The sequence below is a fragment of the Nocardia yamanashiensis genome, assembly GCF_021183565.1.
Classification (GTDB): Bacteria; Actinomycetota; Actinomycetes; order Mycobacteriales; family Mycobacteriaceae; genus Nocardia; species Nocardia yamanashiensis.
In genome coordinates, this window is the sequence record NZ_CP089226.1 from 7,754,857 (window position 1) to 7,770,769 (window position 15,913).

The window sequence follows — 15,913 nt, forward strand, 5'->3', positions numbered from 1 at the left end:
TTGCACAGTCGTGCATAATCATCACATGGCGGATACCTCGGTTGGGCCCACATTGCGGGTCGCGGTGGCTGGTGCGAGCGGGTACGCGGGCGGTGAAGTCCTGCGCCTGTTGCTCGGACATCCAGATTACCGAAGCGGGCGTATTCAGATCGGTGCGTTGACCGCGGGATCCAATGCCGGTTCCACGCTGGGGGAATTGCAACCGCATCTGCTGCCGCTGGCCGACCGGGTCCTCGAGGCGACCACGCCCGAGGTGCTCGCGGGCCACGATGTGGTGTTCCTCGGCCTGCCGCACGGGCAGTCCGGCGCTATTGCCAAAGCGTTGCCGGAGTCCACCATCATCATCGACTGCGGCGCCGATTTCCGGCTCACCGACGGTAAGGCCTGGGAGAAGTACTACAAGTCCGAGCACGCGGGCAGCTGGCCCTACGGTTTGCCGGAATTGCCCGGCGGCCGGGACAAACTGCGCGGCGCCACCCGGATCGCGGTCCCCGGCTGCTATCCGACGGTGTCGAGCCTGGCGCTGGCCCCGGCCGTGGCCGCCGGCATCATCGAGCCGAACGTGAACGTGGTGGCCGTCAGCGGCACCTCCGGCGCGGGCCGCAAACTCGATGTGGGCCTGCTCGGTTCGGAGGTGATGGGCTCGCTGCGCGCCTACTCCATCGCGGGCGCGCACCGGCACACCCCGGAGATCGCGCAGAACCTCAAGGCCGCGAGCGGCGATGCCGCCCTGGACGTTTCGGTGTCCTTCACCCCCGTGCTGGCCCCGCTGCCGCGCGGCATCCTGGCCACCTGCACCGCCCCGACCACCGTGGACGCCGCCACCGCGCGCGCCGTCTACGAGAAGGCCTACGCCGACGAGCCTTTCGTGCACCTGCTGCCCGAAGGCGTGCTGCCGCAGACCGGTTCGGTGCTCGGCTCCAATGCCGTCACCCTCCAGGTGACCGTGGACGCCGACGCCGGGCTGCTGGTGGTGATCGGCGCGATCGACAACCTGACCAAGGGCACCGCGGGCGCCGCGGTGCAATCCATGAACCTGGCCCTCGGCATCGAGGAGACCGCAGGACTTTCCACCGTAGGAGTGGCACCGTGACGACAGGCAACGCTGGCAAACTGGTCCGGACCCAGGGCGTGACCGCGCCGCTGGGCTTCCGCGCCGCCGGTATCGCGGCGGGCATCAAGGTGAGCGGGAAGCCGGACCTGGCACTGGTTTTCAACGAGGGACCGGAGTACGCGGCGGCGGGCGTGTTCACCCGCAACAAGGTCAAGGCCGCGCCGGTGTTGTGGTCGCAGCAGGTGCTGAAGACCGGCCGTCTGCGCGCCGTCATCCTGAATTCCGGTGGGGCCAATGCCTGTACCGGCCCGGGCGGCTTCCAGGACACCCACGCCACCGCCGAGGAACTCGCGAAAGCCTTGAGCAACTGGGGCACCGAGACCGGCGCGGGCGAGATCGCGGTCTGCTCCACCGGTTTGATCGGTGACCGGCTGCCGATGGGCAAGCTCATTCCGGCCGTCACCGAGATCGTGCACGAGATGGGCGGCGGCCTGTCCGGCGGCGCGGAGGCGGCGCGGGCCATCATGACCACCGATACGGTGCCGAAAGAGGTCGCGTACCACCACGCGGACAAGTGGAATGTGGGCGGTATGGCCAAGGGCGCGGGCATGCTCGCGCCGTCGCTGGCCACCATGCTGGTGGTGCTGACCACCGACGTGGTCGCCACGCCGGAGCAGTTGGACGCCGCGCTGCGCAACGCGACCCGCTACACCTTCGACCGCCTGGACGTGGACGGTTCCTGCTCCACCAACGACACCGTGCTGCTGCTGGCCAACGGCGCGTCCGGCGTCGCGCCGTCGCAGGACGAGCTGAACGCGGCCGTGCTGGCGGTCTGCGACGATCTGGCCGAGCAGCTCATGGGCGATGCCGAGGGCATGACGAAGCGCGTGCACATCACCGTCCAGGGCGCGGTCAGCGAGGACGAGGCGCTCATCGGCGCGCGGGCGCTGGCGCGCGACAGCCTGGTCAAGACGGCGTTCTTCGGGTCCGATCCGAACTGGGGCCGGGTGCTGGCCGCCATCGGCATCGCGCCCATCGAACTGGATCCGGACCGGATCTCGGTGTCGTTCAACGGTTCCCCGGTGTGCGTCGACGGCGCGGGCGCGCCCGGCGCGCGCGAGGTGGACCTGTCCGGGATGGATATCGCGGTGCTGGTGGACCTGGGCCTGGGCGATGGCACGGCCACCATCCGCACCACCGACCTCTCGCACGGGTACGTCGAAGAGAATTCGGCGTACAGCTCATGAGCACTGTGCACGAAGAACTCTCGGCCTTGGACAAGGCGCACGTTCTAGCCGGCGCGCTGCCGTGGCTGCAGAAGTTCCGGGGCAAGATCGTGGTCGTCAAGTACGGCGGCAATGCCATGGTCGACGAAGAACTCAAGCAGGCGTTCGCCGCCGATATGGCGTTCCTGCGCACCGTCGGGGTGCACCCGGTGGTGGTGCACGGCGGCGGCCCGCAGATCAGCGCCATGCTGAAAAAGCTGGGGCTGCAAGGGGAATTCCGCGGCGGCTTCCGGGTCACCACCCCCGAGGTGATGGATGTCGTGCGCATGGTGCTCTTCGGCCAGGTCGGCCGCGAACTGGTCGGGCTGATCAACGCCCACGGCCCGTACGCGGTCGGCATCTCCGGTGAGGACGCGCACCTGTTCACCGCCACCCGCCGCACCGTGCAGGTCGACGGCGAGGCCACCGATATCGGCCTGGTCGGCGATGTCACCTCGGTGAATCCCGATGCGGTGCACGACCTCATCGCCGCCGGGCGCATCCCGGTCGTCTCCACCATCGCGCCGGACGTGCACGGCGTGGTGCACAACATCAACGCCGACACCGCGGCGGCCGCACTGGCCGAGGCCATCGGGGCGGAGAAGCTCGTCGTCCTCACCGATGTCGAAGGGCTGTACACCAACTGGCCCGATCGGTCGTCGCTGACCTCGCGCATCGACACCGCCGAACTCGCCGACTTGCTGCCCCGCCTGGATGCGGGCATGGTGCCCAAGATGGAAGCCTGCCTGCGCGCCGTGCGAGGCGGCGTGCCGACCGCGCACGTGATCGACGGGCGGGTGCCGCATTCGGTCCTGCTGGAACTGTTCACCGGGGAGGGCATCGGCACGATGGTCACCCCAGCTCAGGAGAAGCCATGACGACAGCCGACATCCAGCAGCGGTGGCAGACCGCGCTGATGAACAACTACGGCACCCCGAAGATCGCGCTGGTGCGCGGGCAGGGCGCGGTGGTCTACGACGCCGACGGCAAGCGCTACCTGGACTTCCTGGGCGGTATCGCGGTCAACAGCCTCGGGCACGCGCATCCGGCGATTCTGGAGGCGGTCACCGGGCAGCTCGGCACGCTCGGGCACGTGTCGAATCTGTATGCCAGCGAACCGGTCATCGAACTGGCCGAGCGGCTGCTCGCGCACTTCGGCGACGGGCACGGCCGGGCGTTCTTCTGCAATTCCGGCACCGAGGCCAACGAGGCCGCGTTCAAGATGGCGCGGCTCACCGGCAAGACCAAGATCGTCGCCTGCGAGGAGGCGTTCCACGGCCGGACCATGGGCGCGCTCGCGCTGACCGGGCAGCCGTCCAAGCGGGAACCGTTCGCGCCCATGCCCGCCGGCGTGGTGCACGTGCCCTACGGTGACGCCGCCGCGCTGGCCGCCGCCGTGGACGACGACACCGCCGCGGTGTTCCTCGAACCCATCATGGGCGAGAGCGGCGTGGTGGTGCCGCCCGCGGATTACCTGGCGCAGGCGCGGGCCATCACGAAAGAGCATGGGGCGCTGCTGATCCTGGACGAGGTGCAGACCGGCATCGGCCGCACCGGGGCGTTCTACGCGCACCAGGCGGCGGGCATCGTGCCCGATGTCATCACCCTGGCCAAGGGGCTGGGCGGCGGGCTGCCGATCGGCGCGGTGCTCGCGCAGGGTGACGCGGCCGAACTGCTGCAGCCGGGGATGCACGGCACCACCTTCGGCGGCAATCCCGTCTGTGCCGCAGCGGCTCTGGCGGTGCTGCGCACCATCGACGAGGAAGGGCTGCTCGCGCACGTCGAGTCCGTGGGCAAGATCCTGGTCGACGGCATCGAAGAGCTACATCACCCGCTCGTCGACCATGTGCGCGGCGCGGGGCTGCTCATCGGCATCCAGCTCACCGAGGACGTCTCGGCGCAGGTGAACGATGCCGCGATCGAGGCCGGTTATCTGCTGAATCCCGCCAAGCCCAATGTGATTCGACTGGCTCCGCCGCTCGTGCTCACCGAAACCCAGGCCGGCAACTTCCTGTCCGACCTGCCCGGCATTCTCGACGCGGCGCAAGCCAAGGCGAAGGAGACCAAGTGACCATCCGGCATTTCCTGCGTGACGACGACGTCACCCCGGCCGAGCAGGCGGAAATCCTCGCCATCGCAGCGGAATTGAAGGCCGCGCCGCTCTCGCGCAAGCCCCTGGCGGGTCCGCGCGGCGTCGCGGTCATGTTCGAGAAGAACTCGACCCGCACCCGCTTCTCCTTCGAGATGGGCATCGCGCAGCTCGGCGGGCACGCGGTGGTCGTGGACGGCCGCGATACCCAGCTGGGCCGCGAGGAGACCCTCGCCGATACCGGCCGGGTGCTGTCCCGCTATGTCGAGGCCATCGTGTGGCGCACCTTCGAACAGGTGCGTCTCGACGAGATGGCCGGAGCCGCAACGGTTCCCGTGGTGAACGCGCTCTCCAACGAATTCCATCCCTGCCAGGTCCTCGCCGACCTGCAGACGCTGAAGGAGCGCAAGGGCGACCTCACCGGCCGCAAGCTCGCCTACCTCGGCGACGGCGCGAACAATATGGCGCACTCGCTCATGCTCGGCGGCGTCACCGCGGGGCTGCACGTGACCATCGCCGCGCCCGAGGGTTTCGAGCCGTTCCCGTGGATCGTGGACCTGGCGCAGAAGCGGGCCGCCGAGACCGGGGCGAGCATCACCTTCACCGATGACCCGCAGGCCGCCGCCGACGGCGCCGACGCGCTCGTCACCGACACCTGGATGTCCATGGGCCAGGAGAACGACGGCCGCGATCGCGTCGCCCCGTTCCGGCCGTTCCAGGTGAACGCCGACCTGCTGGCGCGTGCCGCGTCGGATGTGACCGTGCTGCACTGCCTTCCGGCGCATCGCGGGGAGGAGATCACCGACGAGGTCATCGACGGCCCGCACAGCGCGGTCTGGGACGAGGCCGAGAACCGCCTGCACGCGCAGAAGGCGCTATTGGTCTGGCTGCTGGAGAAGTACGACGGCGGACGCGCGTGAGCACCGGCGAACGACGCCCGGCGACCGGCAGATCGGGTGCGGCCATCGCCCGCACCCGCGCCGGTCGCCAGGCCCGCATCGTCGCCATCCTCGCCCAGCACGAGGTGCGCAGCCAGACCGAACTGGCCGCGCTGCTCTCCGGTGAGGGCATCGAGACCACCCAGGCCACGCTGTCACGGGACCTGGACGAGCTGGGCGCGGTGAAGTTGCGCGCCGCGGACGGCGGCGCGGGCGTGTACGTGGTGCCCGAGGACGGCAGCCCGGTGCGCGGGGTCACCGGCGGTACCGAACGGCTCTCCAAACTGCTCGGCGATCTGCTGGTCTCGACCGACGCCAGCGGCAATATCGCCGTGCTGCGCACTCCGCCCGGCGCGGCGCACTTCCTGGCCAGCGCGCTGGATCGGGCGGCGCTGCCGGAGATCGTGGGCACCATCGCCGGCGACGACACCATCGCGGTGATCGCCCGCGAACCGCTGACCGGGGCGGAACTGGCCGCCAAGATCGAAGGGCTGGCCTAGCTTTCGCCGGTGCGGATGCCCAGGTGCATCTGCACCCGGTCGGCGTTCACGCCCGCCGCGAAGCGGAACAGCTGCAGCTGGATGGCGTCCTGCCGCCCGGTCGCGGGATCGCGCACCAGGATGGGGCCGCGATCGCGGTGGAAGCGGACTTCGCCCGCCGCCCAGCAACGCTGGAAGTCGGGATTGCGCGACAGCTCGGCGAACAGGTCCCGGCACGAGGGCAGATCGGTGTGCTTGGTGAGGCGGCCGCGCAGCAGCGCGACCGCCAGCTCCGCCTCGGCCCGCCATTCGACCATGATGGCGCGGGCCTCCGGGCTGCCGAACACCCAGCGCAGGATATTGCCGTCCGCGACGATGCCGGGAAAGGCCGCCGCATAGGAGTCGTTGCAGGCCAGCACATTCCAGCTGATATCGACGCAGGCGGCCAGGGTGTCGCCGAAATCGGCGAGCATCGGGCCCGCGGACGCCGACACCTCGGCGCGCAGCTGCGCCACCGTCGGCACCGGCCGGAAGACGCCGCCGGAGAATTCGGTCAGCTGCCGGCGTTCGCCCTCGGTCAGCGGCCGCAGCGCGTCGAGATAGCGTTCCAGCGCGGTCAGCACCGACGTCGTGGGCCGCGAGCGGTTCCCCGCCTCCAGATGATTGATGTAGCTGGAACTGATGCCGGTGGCGAAGCCGAGCCGTTCGCGCGACAGCTTCCGATCCTCCCGGAGTTTGCGCAGCAGCCAGCCCAGGTGCGGGAGCGCGGGACCGATGGCTTCCGTCATGAGCTCGCCTCCGGCAGCCGGCGGCAGATCAGGAACCAGATCCAGCCGGGGTGGGCGGCGGATTCGTGAATGAACGAATTCACTTCGGCGGGAAAGGGTTTCCCGGTGCCCGGTTCGAGTAGATACATCGGCCGGGCGGCGCGCTCGAAGACCATTCCGGTATCCCAGTGTGCCCGGAACTCGGGGTAGACCGACATTTCCGCCAACAGTTCCCGGTGAATCTCGGGATTACCGGTGATGGCGATCATGGCCCGGAATCCGGCCACCAGATTGGCCGCCTCGTAATCCCATTCCGGGAGTGCGGTTCTGGCTTCCGGCGCGGCGAAATACCAGTGCAGCACATTCCCGATCTCGCGAATTCCCGGCGTCACCGCGGCGTAGGAGTCGTTGCACGCCAGCACGTTATAGCGGCAATCGAAATACATGGCGGGGCTGGGCTCGGCCGCCCGCAGCAGCCGCACCATATCGTCGGTGATCCCGGCGCGCAGTTCGGCCACCGTCGGCAGGTTCGGCAGCGCCAGTTCGGCCAGCTCGTAGAGGTGCCGCCGGTGCTCGTCGGAAACCGGCTCGATCGCGTGCAACTCCCGGATCAGCACCTGCACGACCTCCGCCGTCGGGCGATTGCGCCCACCCCGTTCCAGCCGCGTCACATAACTCGCGCTGACCCCCATGGCCATGGCGAGTTTCTCCCGCGAAATGCCGCGAGCATCTCGCAACCGACGTAACAAGTCCCCGAAACTCGGGGCTTGAATACCGCCAATTCTGCCGGTGTTCATCGCCCTTCCAACCATTTTTTACGCATCCTCCGGCCACCTGCCGGAACTATTGCGAACGCCGAAGCTACCACAGGTCGGCGATATTCGACGGCCGAGGCGCATCCGGACCCGGGCGGGATGGCGGCCACATTCTCGAATATCCGCGCCGTCCGGCTCCCGGGAAAAGCCGCCGTTCATCCGGCCGGCAGGTGCAGCTGGATCTGTACCCGGTCGTGATGGTCGCCGGCGGCGAGGCGGAGCGATTGCGGATGCGTCGCGTAGCGGGCGCCGGTGACCGGATGCCGGAGTTCCATCGGGCCGCGATCGCGCTGATAGCGCACCTCGCCCTCCTCCCACACCTGCCGGAACTCCCGGAACCGGGACAGCTCGGCCAAAAGGCCGGCGCACCAGGCCGAGTCGGCTTGCCGGGCGATGCGGCCGCGCAGCAGTCGCACCGCCAGTTCCGTCTCCTCGCGCCATTCGACCAGCAGCTGCTTGGATCGGGGGTCGGCGTAGAAGCAGCGCAGCATGTTCCCGTCGGCGACCACGCCCGGGAATGCCTCGGCATAGGAGTCGTTGTAGGCCAGCACGTTCCAGCCGGCGTCCAGGCAGCAGGCCGGGGCGGCGTCGAAATCGGCGAGCAGGCCGGCGGTCTGCGCGGTGACCTCGGCGCACAACTCCGGCAGGGTCGGGTCCGGGCGGACGAGACCGCCGGACAGATCGTCGAGCTGCCGCCGCTGCGCGTCGCCGAGCGATCCGGCCTGCTCCATTTCCCGCAGCAGCGCGGTCATCACCGCCGCGGTGGGGCGGCTGCGGTGCCCGGCTTCGAGCTGGGCGATATAGCTGGCGCTCACGCCCGCCGGGAACGCCAGCCGTTCCCGCGAAAGCCCGCGCTCCAGACGGAGTTTCCGCAGCAGCCGGCCGAAATGCGGCAGGGCCGGGTGGTACTGCGGCATCAGCACGCCTCCGGCGCCGGCGCCCGGCGGCCCAGGTAGAGCCAGATCCAGCCGGGGTGCGCGGCCGACTCGTGCACGAAACCGTGCACCTCGGCGGCGATGCGTTCGCCCGTATCCGGGTCGCGGTAGAGGATGGGACGGCGGTTCCGGTCGTAAAAGGATTCGTCTTCCCATTTCCCGCGAAATTCCGGAAAATCGTAGAGCTCGGTGAGCAGCTCGGTGAACGATTCGGGAGAATCGCTCCGGCCGATGGTCAGCCGCAGCCCGGCCGCCATCATCGACGCCTCGTAGTCCCATTCCGCCAGCGCTTGTTTCGCGATCGGATCGGCGAAATACCAACGCGCTATATTTCCGTCCCGCGCCAGACCCGGCATTACCTCGAAGAAGGTTTCGTTCCCGGCCAGCACGTGGTAGCGAATATCGTAATAGCAGGCCGGATTCGGTTCGGCGGCGGCGAGCAGCGCGCGCATGTCCGGGGTGATCTCCGCCCGCAGCTCGGCCACCGCCGGTGCCGTCCGGGACAGCGGCACCCCGGCCAGTTCGTGCAGATGCCGCCGTCGCACCGCGGATATCGGTGCTATCCGGTCCAGCCGGTCGATCACCACGCGCAGCACATCGGGTCCGGGATTGCTGCGCGCCCCCGATTCCAGCCGGGCCACATAGCTGACGCTCACCCCGATCGACATCGCGAGTTTCTCCCGCGAGACATTCCGTTCATCCCGCAAGCGGCGCAGTGACTCCCCGAAACTGGGCGGCCGTAAGATCCTGCGCCTACCGGGGACGTACTGCTTATCGATCACTATCTGAAACTATCAGACACGTAAAATTTCTCTCGAATTCGCCCGGATGCAATTACTGGCCGGAAATGTAAGCGAGCCCACTTTCCAAGCCGCCTCGGCAGTGTCGACGTCGCATCATGCGGCATCGAAGGAAAGTGAACACGTTTCAAGTGATCTCGAGCGCAGCCGTTTTTCCTTCAACCGTCGATGGCGAGGGCGTACAGCCGGCCGTCGCCGAGGACGTAGAGGCGATGCGTGGCGGGGTCCACGGTCAACCCCTGACCGGGGTACGCATCGGCCGGCAGTACGGCGGTGCGCGAAGTTCGTTTACCGTCCGGATCGATCGCGGTCATGACGTACTGGTCATTGCGTTTCAGGGTCAGGTACAAGGTGTGGCTGATCGGATCGACGGCGATCCGATTCGACGACGTGGCCTTGAAGCCGGAGTCCAGGTTCACGGTGGTGGTCCGACCCGAGGCCGGGTCGGCGGCCGCGATCGTCATATCCGTGGTCAGCACGTACGCGATGTGCGAGCGCGGGTCGACGGCAAGCGCCATGCCGTTCCGCACCGGCACGCTTTTCGTGACCTGCACGGTTATCGGATCGATCCAGAGCACTTCGGAATTCGACAGCTCCACGACGCTGTGGTCGCCGGTGTCGACGGCGATCGCGAGGATGAAGCTGTTCTGCCGGATCGTCGCCGCCACCGTGCGCTCGGCCAGATCGACGACGATCGCATCGCTGGTGCCGATCGGTACGATCGCGCGCCGGGCGCTGGGATCCCACGCCGGGGGCTCGGAGCCGCCGACGGGCGTGAGATCGAGGGTGCTCAGTACCGCGCCGGTGTCCGGGGCGGCGAAGGTGACCGCCTGCGTGTCGAACAGCGCCAGATAGGTACCCGCGGGATCGGCCGCCACGCCGGTGAGATTGCGCCTGCCGGTCCGGACGGTGACCGTGCTCCGGATCGCATTCGTCGCCGGATTCACCACGGTCACCGAGCAATCCGGCTCGTAGCCACCGTCCACGTACCGCTTACCCGCCACCACCATCGCCTGCGGGTCGAAAGCGAAGGCCTGTGGATTCGGGCCCACGTCGGACAGCGTCGCCGCCAGATCCCAAGCGGGCAAGCCGGTATCGCGCCGAATCCACCACACCGTCGTCGTGATCGCGAGCAGAGTTACGACGGCGCAGATCGCCACGCGCACGGATTTGCGTTGCGGCACGCCGAACCTGCCGGGTTCGCGGCGGTGCTTGGACTCTCGCGGGGTGTCCGGCGCTGGGGGAGGAGCGCCCAGGTAATAGCCCGGCGGGACGCCGCCGGCCGGGTCGGGCACAGTGACTGCGTGCCGTGCGGCGTCGGTCGACTCGCGTCGCGCCTCGGAGACCGTGGGCGCGCTCTCCGGTGCAAGGCCCGACGGATCGACGAGGGATTCGGCCGAGTCGAGTAGTGGTTCGGGCCAGGCGGTGCGCGCGCCCGGAGGCGCGGTGGTGCGCAGCGCTCGCCTGGCGGCGGCGGCCAATTCGCCCGGGGCCGGGTAGCGGTCGTCCGGGTGCTTGGCCATCCCGCGTGCCACGACGGCATCGAATTCGGTTGGCACGCCGGGCCTGATCCGGCTCGGCGCCGGGGGAGCGATCGAGAGGTGCCCCGCGATCTGCTGTTCGACCGCTTCGCCGGGGAAAGGCCTTGTTCCGGTGAGACATTCGTGGAGCACGCAGGTCAGAGCGTAGACGTCCCCGCGAGCATCGCCGCGGCCGCCGGTCAGTCGTTCCGGGGCCATGTAGGCGAAGGTGCCGATCGCCGCGCCGGTGCGGGTGACGGTGGGATCGCTCCCGCCGCGCGCGATCCCGAAGTCGATGAGGTACACGAAGTCTCGTGCGGCGACCAGGATATTGGAGGGCTTGACGTCGCGGTGGTACAGGCCGTGCCCGTGCGCGTCGTCGAGCGCGTCGGCGACCTGCTCGACAATCGCGACGGCTCGCTCCGGGGTCAGCGCACCGTCGCGCCGCAGTATCTCGCGTAGGTCGCCGCCCCGGATGAGTCGCATATCCAGATAGAGGCGGCCGTCGATCTCGCCGAAGGTGTGGATCGGTACGGCGTGTGGATCGGTCAGCCGGGACGCGGCGTACGCCTCGCGCCGGAATCGTTCCCGGAACTCGCTGTCCGCGGCCAGATTCCGGGGCAGCACCTTCAAAGCCACCAACCGGTCGGTAGCGGTGTCGTAAGCCTCCCAGACCTCGCCCATCCCGCCCGCGCCGAGCAATCCGCGTAATCGGTACGGCCCGAACCCCGTGCCCTCCATACCGGATCCTCCAGGCCAGCTCCCGCCACCGAACAGCCCCACCCTAACCGGCCGTCGCCATTCCGACCCGCCGAATTCCGCACTGTCGCTTCAAGATCAGTGGCACACCGGTGCGGGGATTTCGGACAGATCACCGCGGTGGTGTGCCACTCGACTTCGACCGTGCGCGTTTTAGTTCGGGACGGTCAGCGCGTGGCCGGGGGCGAGGACTTGGACGTCGGTATCGGGGGAGAGGTCCGCGGTTGCATCGCGGTAGAGGTCGGGGCGGTTGCGGACGGATTTCGTCATGATGCGGTCGCCGAGCGGGCCGCTGGTGAAGGCGTAGTGGATGGGGACGGCCAGGCGCGGGCGGAGCAGGCGGGTGAAGTCGGCGGCTTCGGCGGCGTCCATCACCTCCTGGCGATTGGCCAGGGGGCGGATGCGGAGGCCGTTGATGGGGAGCAGGGCCAAGTCGATTTCGGGGAAGCGGGAAGGGATTTCGTCCAGGTCGGCGATGCGGCGGGTGTCCGCGCCGAAATAGGCGGTGTGGCCGTCGGCGCGCAGGACGAACGTCACCTCGGGGACGCCGTGGCTGGCGGGGGTGGCGATCACCTCGACGGGGCCGAGATGCGTGCTCTCCCAAGGGTCCAGCTCGACGACGTTCGGGAAGCCGGCGGCGCGGACCCGGCGGGCGATGCCCTTGGCGACCGCGAACGGCACCGACTTGTCGGGGTAGGCGGCCAGGGCGTCCAGGTCGCAGTGGTCGTAATGCTCGTGACTGATCACGATGCCCGCGAGTGCGGGCAGGTCGGCGGCGGTCGCGAAACCGCGCGGCTCGCCGGGGTAGTAGAAGCGGCGTTCGGAAAACCATGGGTCGGTGAGGATCCGGGCGCCGCCGAAATCGAGCAGGACGCTGGCGTGGACGACACGGGTGACTGTCAGCATGGGGCACATCCATAAGAAGACGGGTGTCTGGTTATGGAAGTAAGTAGACAGCCGTCTTGTTATGCTGTCAAGGTGACGGAAAAGAATTCCCGGAGCCGGAACCGGCGGGGGGAGGGGGCGCGGCTGCGCGACGAGATCGTCTCGGCGGCAAGCGTTCTGCTCGAAACCCTGGACGGGCAGGAAGCGCTGTCGCTGCGGGCGGTGGCGCGTGCGGTGGGCATCGCGCCACAGAGCGTGTACCTGCATTTCGCGGATCGACGCGAGCTGCTGACCGCCGTGTACGCGGTGCGGTTCGCGGAATTGCGTGCGGCGCTGGAGGATTCGCAGCGCGATCCGGAACCCTCGGCGCGGCTGGCCGCGCTCTGCCGGGCTTATCTTGACTACGGGCTGGCGCATCCGGGTCACTATCGGGTGCTGTTCGGGACGGCCGGGACGCCCGGCTGGGAACCCACCGCCGAGCAGCTGCCCGGGCTGCCCACCTTCCAACTGCTGGTGGATGGGCTGATCGCTTGCAGCAGTGCGGATCCGAAGGTCGACGCGACCTGCCTGTGGGCCGCGCTGCACGGGCTCGTCACCTTGCGGCAGGACCGGCCCAGCTTTCCGTGGCCGGAGCCGGCGGTGCTGGTGGATGCGCTGGTACGCGGTTATGTGCGCTGAGTGATCCGGGCCTGAAGGGTTGTTTATGACTGACCAGTCATTCATAATAAATCCATGCCGAAGATCGTCGATCGCGCCGCCCGGCAGGGAGAGATCCTGGACGCCGCGGCAAAAGTGTTCGCGCGCAAAGGCTTCACCGCCTCCCGGATAGAGGACGTGGCCGCCGAAGCCGGGATCGCCAAGGGCAGCGTGTATCTCTATTTCCCCAGCCGGGACGCCCTGCTGGCCGGAGTGTTCGAGAGTTATGCCGCCCGCTCCGCCGAAGCCCTCGCCGGACTCGGCGACGGCCCGCCGCTCGACCGGCTGGCCGCACTCGTGCGCGGGGCCATCGACATGCTGGCCGCCCATCCCGACCACGCCCGCGTCCTGCTCGACGTCTGGGCCGCGAATCCGCCCATCGACATGGTCGCGGTGTATCGCGAATACCGCGGCGCCATAGCCGAATTGCTGCGCGAAGCCGGGGCGCGCGGCGAATTGCGCACCGGCATCGGCGCGGAACACGCCACCGTGCTCGTCGGCGCCATCGAGGGCTGCCTGGTGCAAGCCCTGGTGGATCCGGACCTCGCCCTGCGCGAACTGGCCGAACCGGTCATCCAGGTCTGCATCGAAGGAATCCGCGCATGAGCACGCTCGCCGAACACATGATCGCGCCCGGCGCCACGCGCGGTGAGATGATCGCCGCGCTCGGAGCCGGAATCACCGGGGCGGCAACGGTATCCGGCCTCGCCCTCCACGCCGGGCTCGACTGGTGGCGTATCGCCGTCATCGTTTTCGTCGCCTTCGATATCTTCGGCGGCGTGGTGGTGAACGCGACCGCCTCCGCCAAACGGCGCTATCACGGACCCGGCCGGGACGCCCGGCATCACCTCGGCTTCGTGGCGATCCACCTGCAGCCCTTCCTGCTGGCGTGGGCGGTCCCCGGTTTCGGCTGGGCGCCCGCCCTCGTCATCTACCTTCTCGCGCTCCTCGGCGGCGTCATCGTCACCAGCGCACCGCTGTCCCTACGCCGGCCGATCGCCTACGGCGTCACCGCGATCGGAGTCCTGGCGGCGACCTCCCTGCTCACCGTGCCCCAGGTCGCCGCCTGGTTCGCCCCCGTTCTGTTGATCAAACTGCTGCTGGCCCACCTGCTCCCGGAAGAAGCCGCCCACCCGGCGAACGCGTAACCCACGGCGAGGTGATTCCCGCGTCGGGTCCGGGTCGCGTGCGCTCGCCATATGTGACGATTGGCCCGTGCCCGACTGGACCTATCACCCGCTGCGGCCCGCGGCGAACGTGCTGCTCGGCGAACGTCGCGCCCAGCGTTTCGCCCTGCGATTCCTCTCGGCGCTGGTGGCGGTCCCCGGCGGCGGGTATGCGATCAAGCGTGTGTTCGACCATCCCGAGCCCCCGGTCGAATGGCAGGACCGGTTGGGGGCCGTCGTACCGGTCTCGGTGGCGCGCGACGCGATTCGTGTACTGCCGGTCCAGGGTGCTCGAGTGATCGAGGTCGGACCGGTCGGTCCTGATGCCGTAGCGGCGGTGCGCGCCGCCGCTATGGGCCGCCGGTGCCCCGTCATCGCCCGGGCCACCGATCCGGCTACCGCCGCGGCGCTCGACGGGAGCGTGGACGCGGTATTCGTGGAGCCCTCGGCAGGAATCGATAACGCTGGATTCGGTTCGGGCAGCGCGGCGGCGCTCGAAGGGAACGCGGACGCCGCCACAGCGGAGCCGGCTGTCGACATCGAGCTCGGGAGCGGCGGATCGCAGGAGACGGTGAATCTCGCTGCGGCCGGGTCGCCGACGCGGCGCTATCTTCGCGATCCCGATATCGCGGAAACGCTGGCGGCGCTGCGGAATTCGGATGCGCTGGTGCTGGCGCGGCCGAGTGTGCTGGTCGAGGCGGGGCCGGGATGGTTTCAGCGGGTGATCGAGGCCGCGCTATCGACCCAGCCGCCGCCGCAGACTTTGCGGGATGTGCCGATCGATCCGCGGCGGTGGCCGGGGTGGTTCTGGGGGTTGTTGGTCGGGGCCGGGATGATCGTGGCGGGGCTGGGGGCGACGGCGATCACGCTGGGACCGGTGCTGCTGTGGTACGACCGGGACTATCTCGGGACGGACGTCGACGGGTTGCACGCGATCAATCACCATCTGGTGCATTTCCTGCAGCACGATCGAATCACCATGGCGGGCAATATGATCGCCATCGGGTGCCTGTATGCCGGGCTGTCCTGGGGCGGAATCCGGATGGGCCGGGAGTGGGCGCGCAACGCGTTGCTGGCGTCCGGGTTGATCGGGTTTCCGACGCTGTTCTACTTCCTGGTGATCGGGTTCGTGGAGCCGCTGCACGTCACGGCCGCGGTGGTGCTGTTCCCGATGTGGGTGCTGGCCGTCGCACGCCGGCCGGGACCGCCGCGCTGGACCACACCGCCGCCGTGCCCGGAACCGATCCGCCGCCGCGCCCTCGTCGGGCAGTTGCTGATCGTCGCCATGGGCATCGGCGTCATGATCGGCGGCATCGTCATCTCGTGTGTGGGGCTCACCTACGTCTTCGTTCCGACCGATCTCGCCTTCCTGCGCACCGACGCGGACACCCTGCGCGCGGCCAACGAGCACTTGCTCCCGTTCATCGCCCACGACCGCGCGGGCTTCGGCGGTGCGCTCATCTCGACCGGCGCGGCCATCCTGCTGCTCGCGCTCTGGGGCTGGCGGCAGGGCGAGGCGTGGGTGTGGTGGACCCTGCTCGCGGCGGCGTTCGCCGGGTCGGCGAGTGCGCTGATCATCCACTTCTTCATTCACTACACGGCCTTCGTACACCTGCTTCCGGTGTATTTCGGCACCGTCGTCATCCTGCTGGGACTGGGTCTGGCCAGGTCATATCTGCTCGAGGGACCCCGGTTATGAATGGGCTTGCATCGTCATGCATAATCATTTGCAGCACGCCGGGGGG

Annotated in this window: 16 protein-coding genes; 10 read left to right on the forward strand and 6 right to left on the reverse strand. The window is 68.8% G+C overall.

Annotated features, from left to right (window positions below; translation table 11 throughout):
- The first annotated feature begins 25 nt into the window (after window positions 1-25).
- From argC to LTV02_RS35725, 6 genes are read left to right on the forward strand one after another with little or no spacing between them, the layout of a single operon-like run.
- The gene (gene argC / locus LTV02_RS35700; protein WP_233035945.1) at window positions 26-1,093 is read left to right on the forward strand and encodes an N-acetyl-gamma-glutamyl-phosphate reductase; all 1,068 of its coding nucleotides are present in this window, start codon (window positions 26-28) and stop codon (window positions 1,091-1,093) included.
- Window positions 1,090-2,301 (forward strand): bifunctional glutamate N-acetyltransferase/amino-acid acetyltransferase ArgJ, encoded by a 1,212-nt coding sequence (gene argJ, locus LTV02_RS35705; protein WP_233035946.1) that lies wholly within the window; start codon window positions 1,090-1,092, stop codon window positions 2,299-2,301. The genes argC and argJ overlap by 4 nt, the downstream gene beginning before the upstream one ends.
- Window positions 2,298-3,197: an acetylglutamate kinase gene (argB, locus tag LTV02_RS35710; RefSeq protein ID WP_233035947.1), complete on the forward strand. Its 900-nt coding sequence runs from the start codon at window positions 2,298-2,300 to the stop codon at window positions 3,195-3,197. The genes argJ and argB overlap by 4 nt, the downstream gene beginning before the upstream one ends.
- Window positions 3,194-4,390, forward strand: a complete 1,197-nt coding sequence (locus LTV02_RS35715; protein WP_233035948.1) for an acetylornithine transaminase — start codon at window positions 3,194-3,196, stop codon at window positions 4,388-4,390. The genes argB and LTV02_RS35715 overlap by 4 nt, the downstream gene beginning before the upstream one ends.
- Window positions 4,387-5,328, forward strand: a complete 942-nt coding sequence (gene argF / locus LTV02_RS35720; protein ID WP_067719862.1) for an ornithine carbamoyltransferase — start codon at window positions 4,387-4,389, stop codon at window positions 5,326-5,328. The genes LTV02_RS35715 and argF overlap by 4 nt, the downstream gene beginning before the upstream one ends.
- On the forward strand, window positions 5,325-5,846 hold the full coding sequence (locus LTV02_RS35725) for an arginine repressor (RefSeq protein ID WP_067719865.1): 522 nt from the start codon (window positions 5,325-5,327) through the stop codon (window positions 5,844-5,846). The genes argF and LTV02_RS35725 overlap by 4 nt, the downstream gene beginning before the upstream one ends.
- Here the strand turns inward: LTV02_RS35725 and LTV02_RS35730 are convergent.
- From LTV02_RS35730 to LTV02_RS35755, 6 genes are all read right to left on the reverse strand, one after another.
- Window positions 5,843-6,613 carry a helix-turn-helix transcriptional regulator gene (locus LTV02_RS35730; RefSeq protein WP_233035949.1) on the reverse strand — a complete coding sequence of 257 codons (771 nt, stop codon included), beginning with the start codon at window positions 6,611-6,613 and terminating at the stop codon, window positions 5,843-5,845. The two genes, LTV02_RS35725 and LTV02_RS35730, sit on opposite strands and share 4 nt — an antisense overlap.
- Window positions 6,610-7,290 carry a helix-turn-helix transcriptional regulator gene (locus LTV02_RS35735; RefSeq protein ID WP_233035950.1) on the reverse strand — a complete coding sequence of 227 codons (681 nt, stop codon included), beginning with the start codon at window positions 7,288-7,290 and terminating at the stop codon, window positions 6,610-6,612. Before LTV02_RS35735 ends, LTV02_RS35730 begins: the two co-directional genes overlap by 4 nt.
- A gap of 272 nt (window positions 7,291-7,562) precedes the next feature.
- Window positions 7,563-8,324: an MmyB family transcriptional regulator gene (locus LTV02_RS35740; RefSeq protein ID WP_233035951.1), complete on the reverse strand. Its 762-nt coding sequence runs from the start codon at window positions 8,322-8,324 to the stop codon at window positions 7,563-7,565.
- Window positions 8,324-9,124 carry a helix-turn-helix domain-containing protein gene (locus LTV02_RS35745; RefSeq protein ID WP_233035952.1) on the reverse strand — a complete coding sequence of 267 codons (801 nt, stop codon included), beginning with the start codon at window positions 9,122-9,124 and terminating at the stop codon, window positions 8,324-8,326. The genes LTV02_RS35740 and LTV02_RS35745 overlap by 1 nt, the downstream gene beginning before the upstream one ends.
- A 176-nt stretch (window positions 9,125-9,300) precedes the next feature.
- Entirely contained in the window at window positions 9,301-11,403 is a 2,103-nt protein-coding gene (locus LTV02_RS35750; protein ID WP_233035953.1) for a serine/threonine-protein kinase, read from the reverse strand.
- 171 nt (window positions 11,404-11,574) lie between these two features.
- On the reverse strand, window positions 11,575-12,327 hold the full coding sequence (locus tag LTV02_RS35755) for an MBL fold metallo-hydrolase (protein WP_233035954.1): 753 nt from the start codon (window positions 12,325-12,327) through the stop codon (window positions 11,575-11,577).
- A gap of 72 nt (window positions 12,328-12,399) precedes the next feature.
- Here LTV02_RS35755 and LTV02_RS35760 point away from each other — a divergent pair, with 72 nt between their 5' ends.
- From LTV02_RS35760 to LTV02_RS35775, 4 genes are all read left to right on the forward strand, one after another.
- Entirely contained in the window at window positions 12,400-12,984 is a 585-nt protein-coding gene (locus LTV02_RS35760; RefSeq protein WP_233035955.1) for a TetR/AcrR family transcriptional regulator, read from the forward strand.
- 54 nt (window positions 12,985-13,038) lie between these two features.
- Entirely contained in the window at window positions 13,039-13,608 is a 570-nt protein-coding gene (locus LTV02_RS35765; RefSeq protein WP_233035956.1) for a TetR/AcrR family transcriptional regulator, read from the forward strand.
- Window positions 13,605-14,150, forward strand: a complete 546-nt coding sequence (locus LTV02_RS35770; protein WP_233035957.1) for a hypothetical protein — start codon at window positions 13,605-13,607, stop codon at window positions 14,148-14,150. Before LTV02_RS35765 ends, LTV02_RS35770 begins: the two co-directional genes overlap by 4 nt.
- A 67-nt stretch (window positions 14,151-14,217) precedes the next feature.
- Entirely contained in the window at window positions 14,218-15,867 is a 1,650-nt protein-coding gene (locus LTV02_RS35775; protein ID WP_233035958.1) for a hypothetical protein, read from the forward strand.
- Window positions 15,868-15,913: the final 46 nt, after the last annotated feature.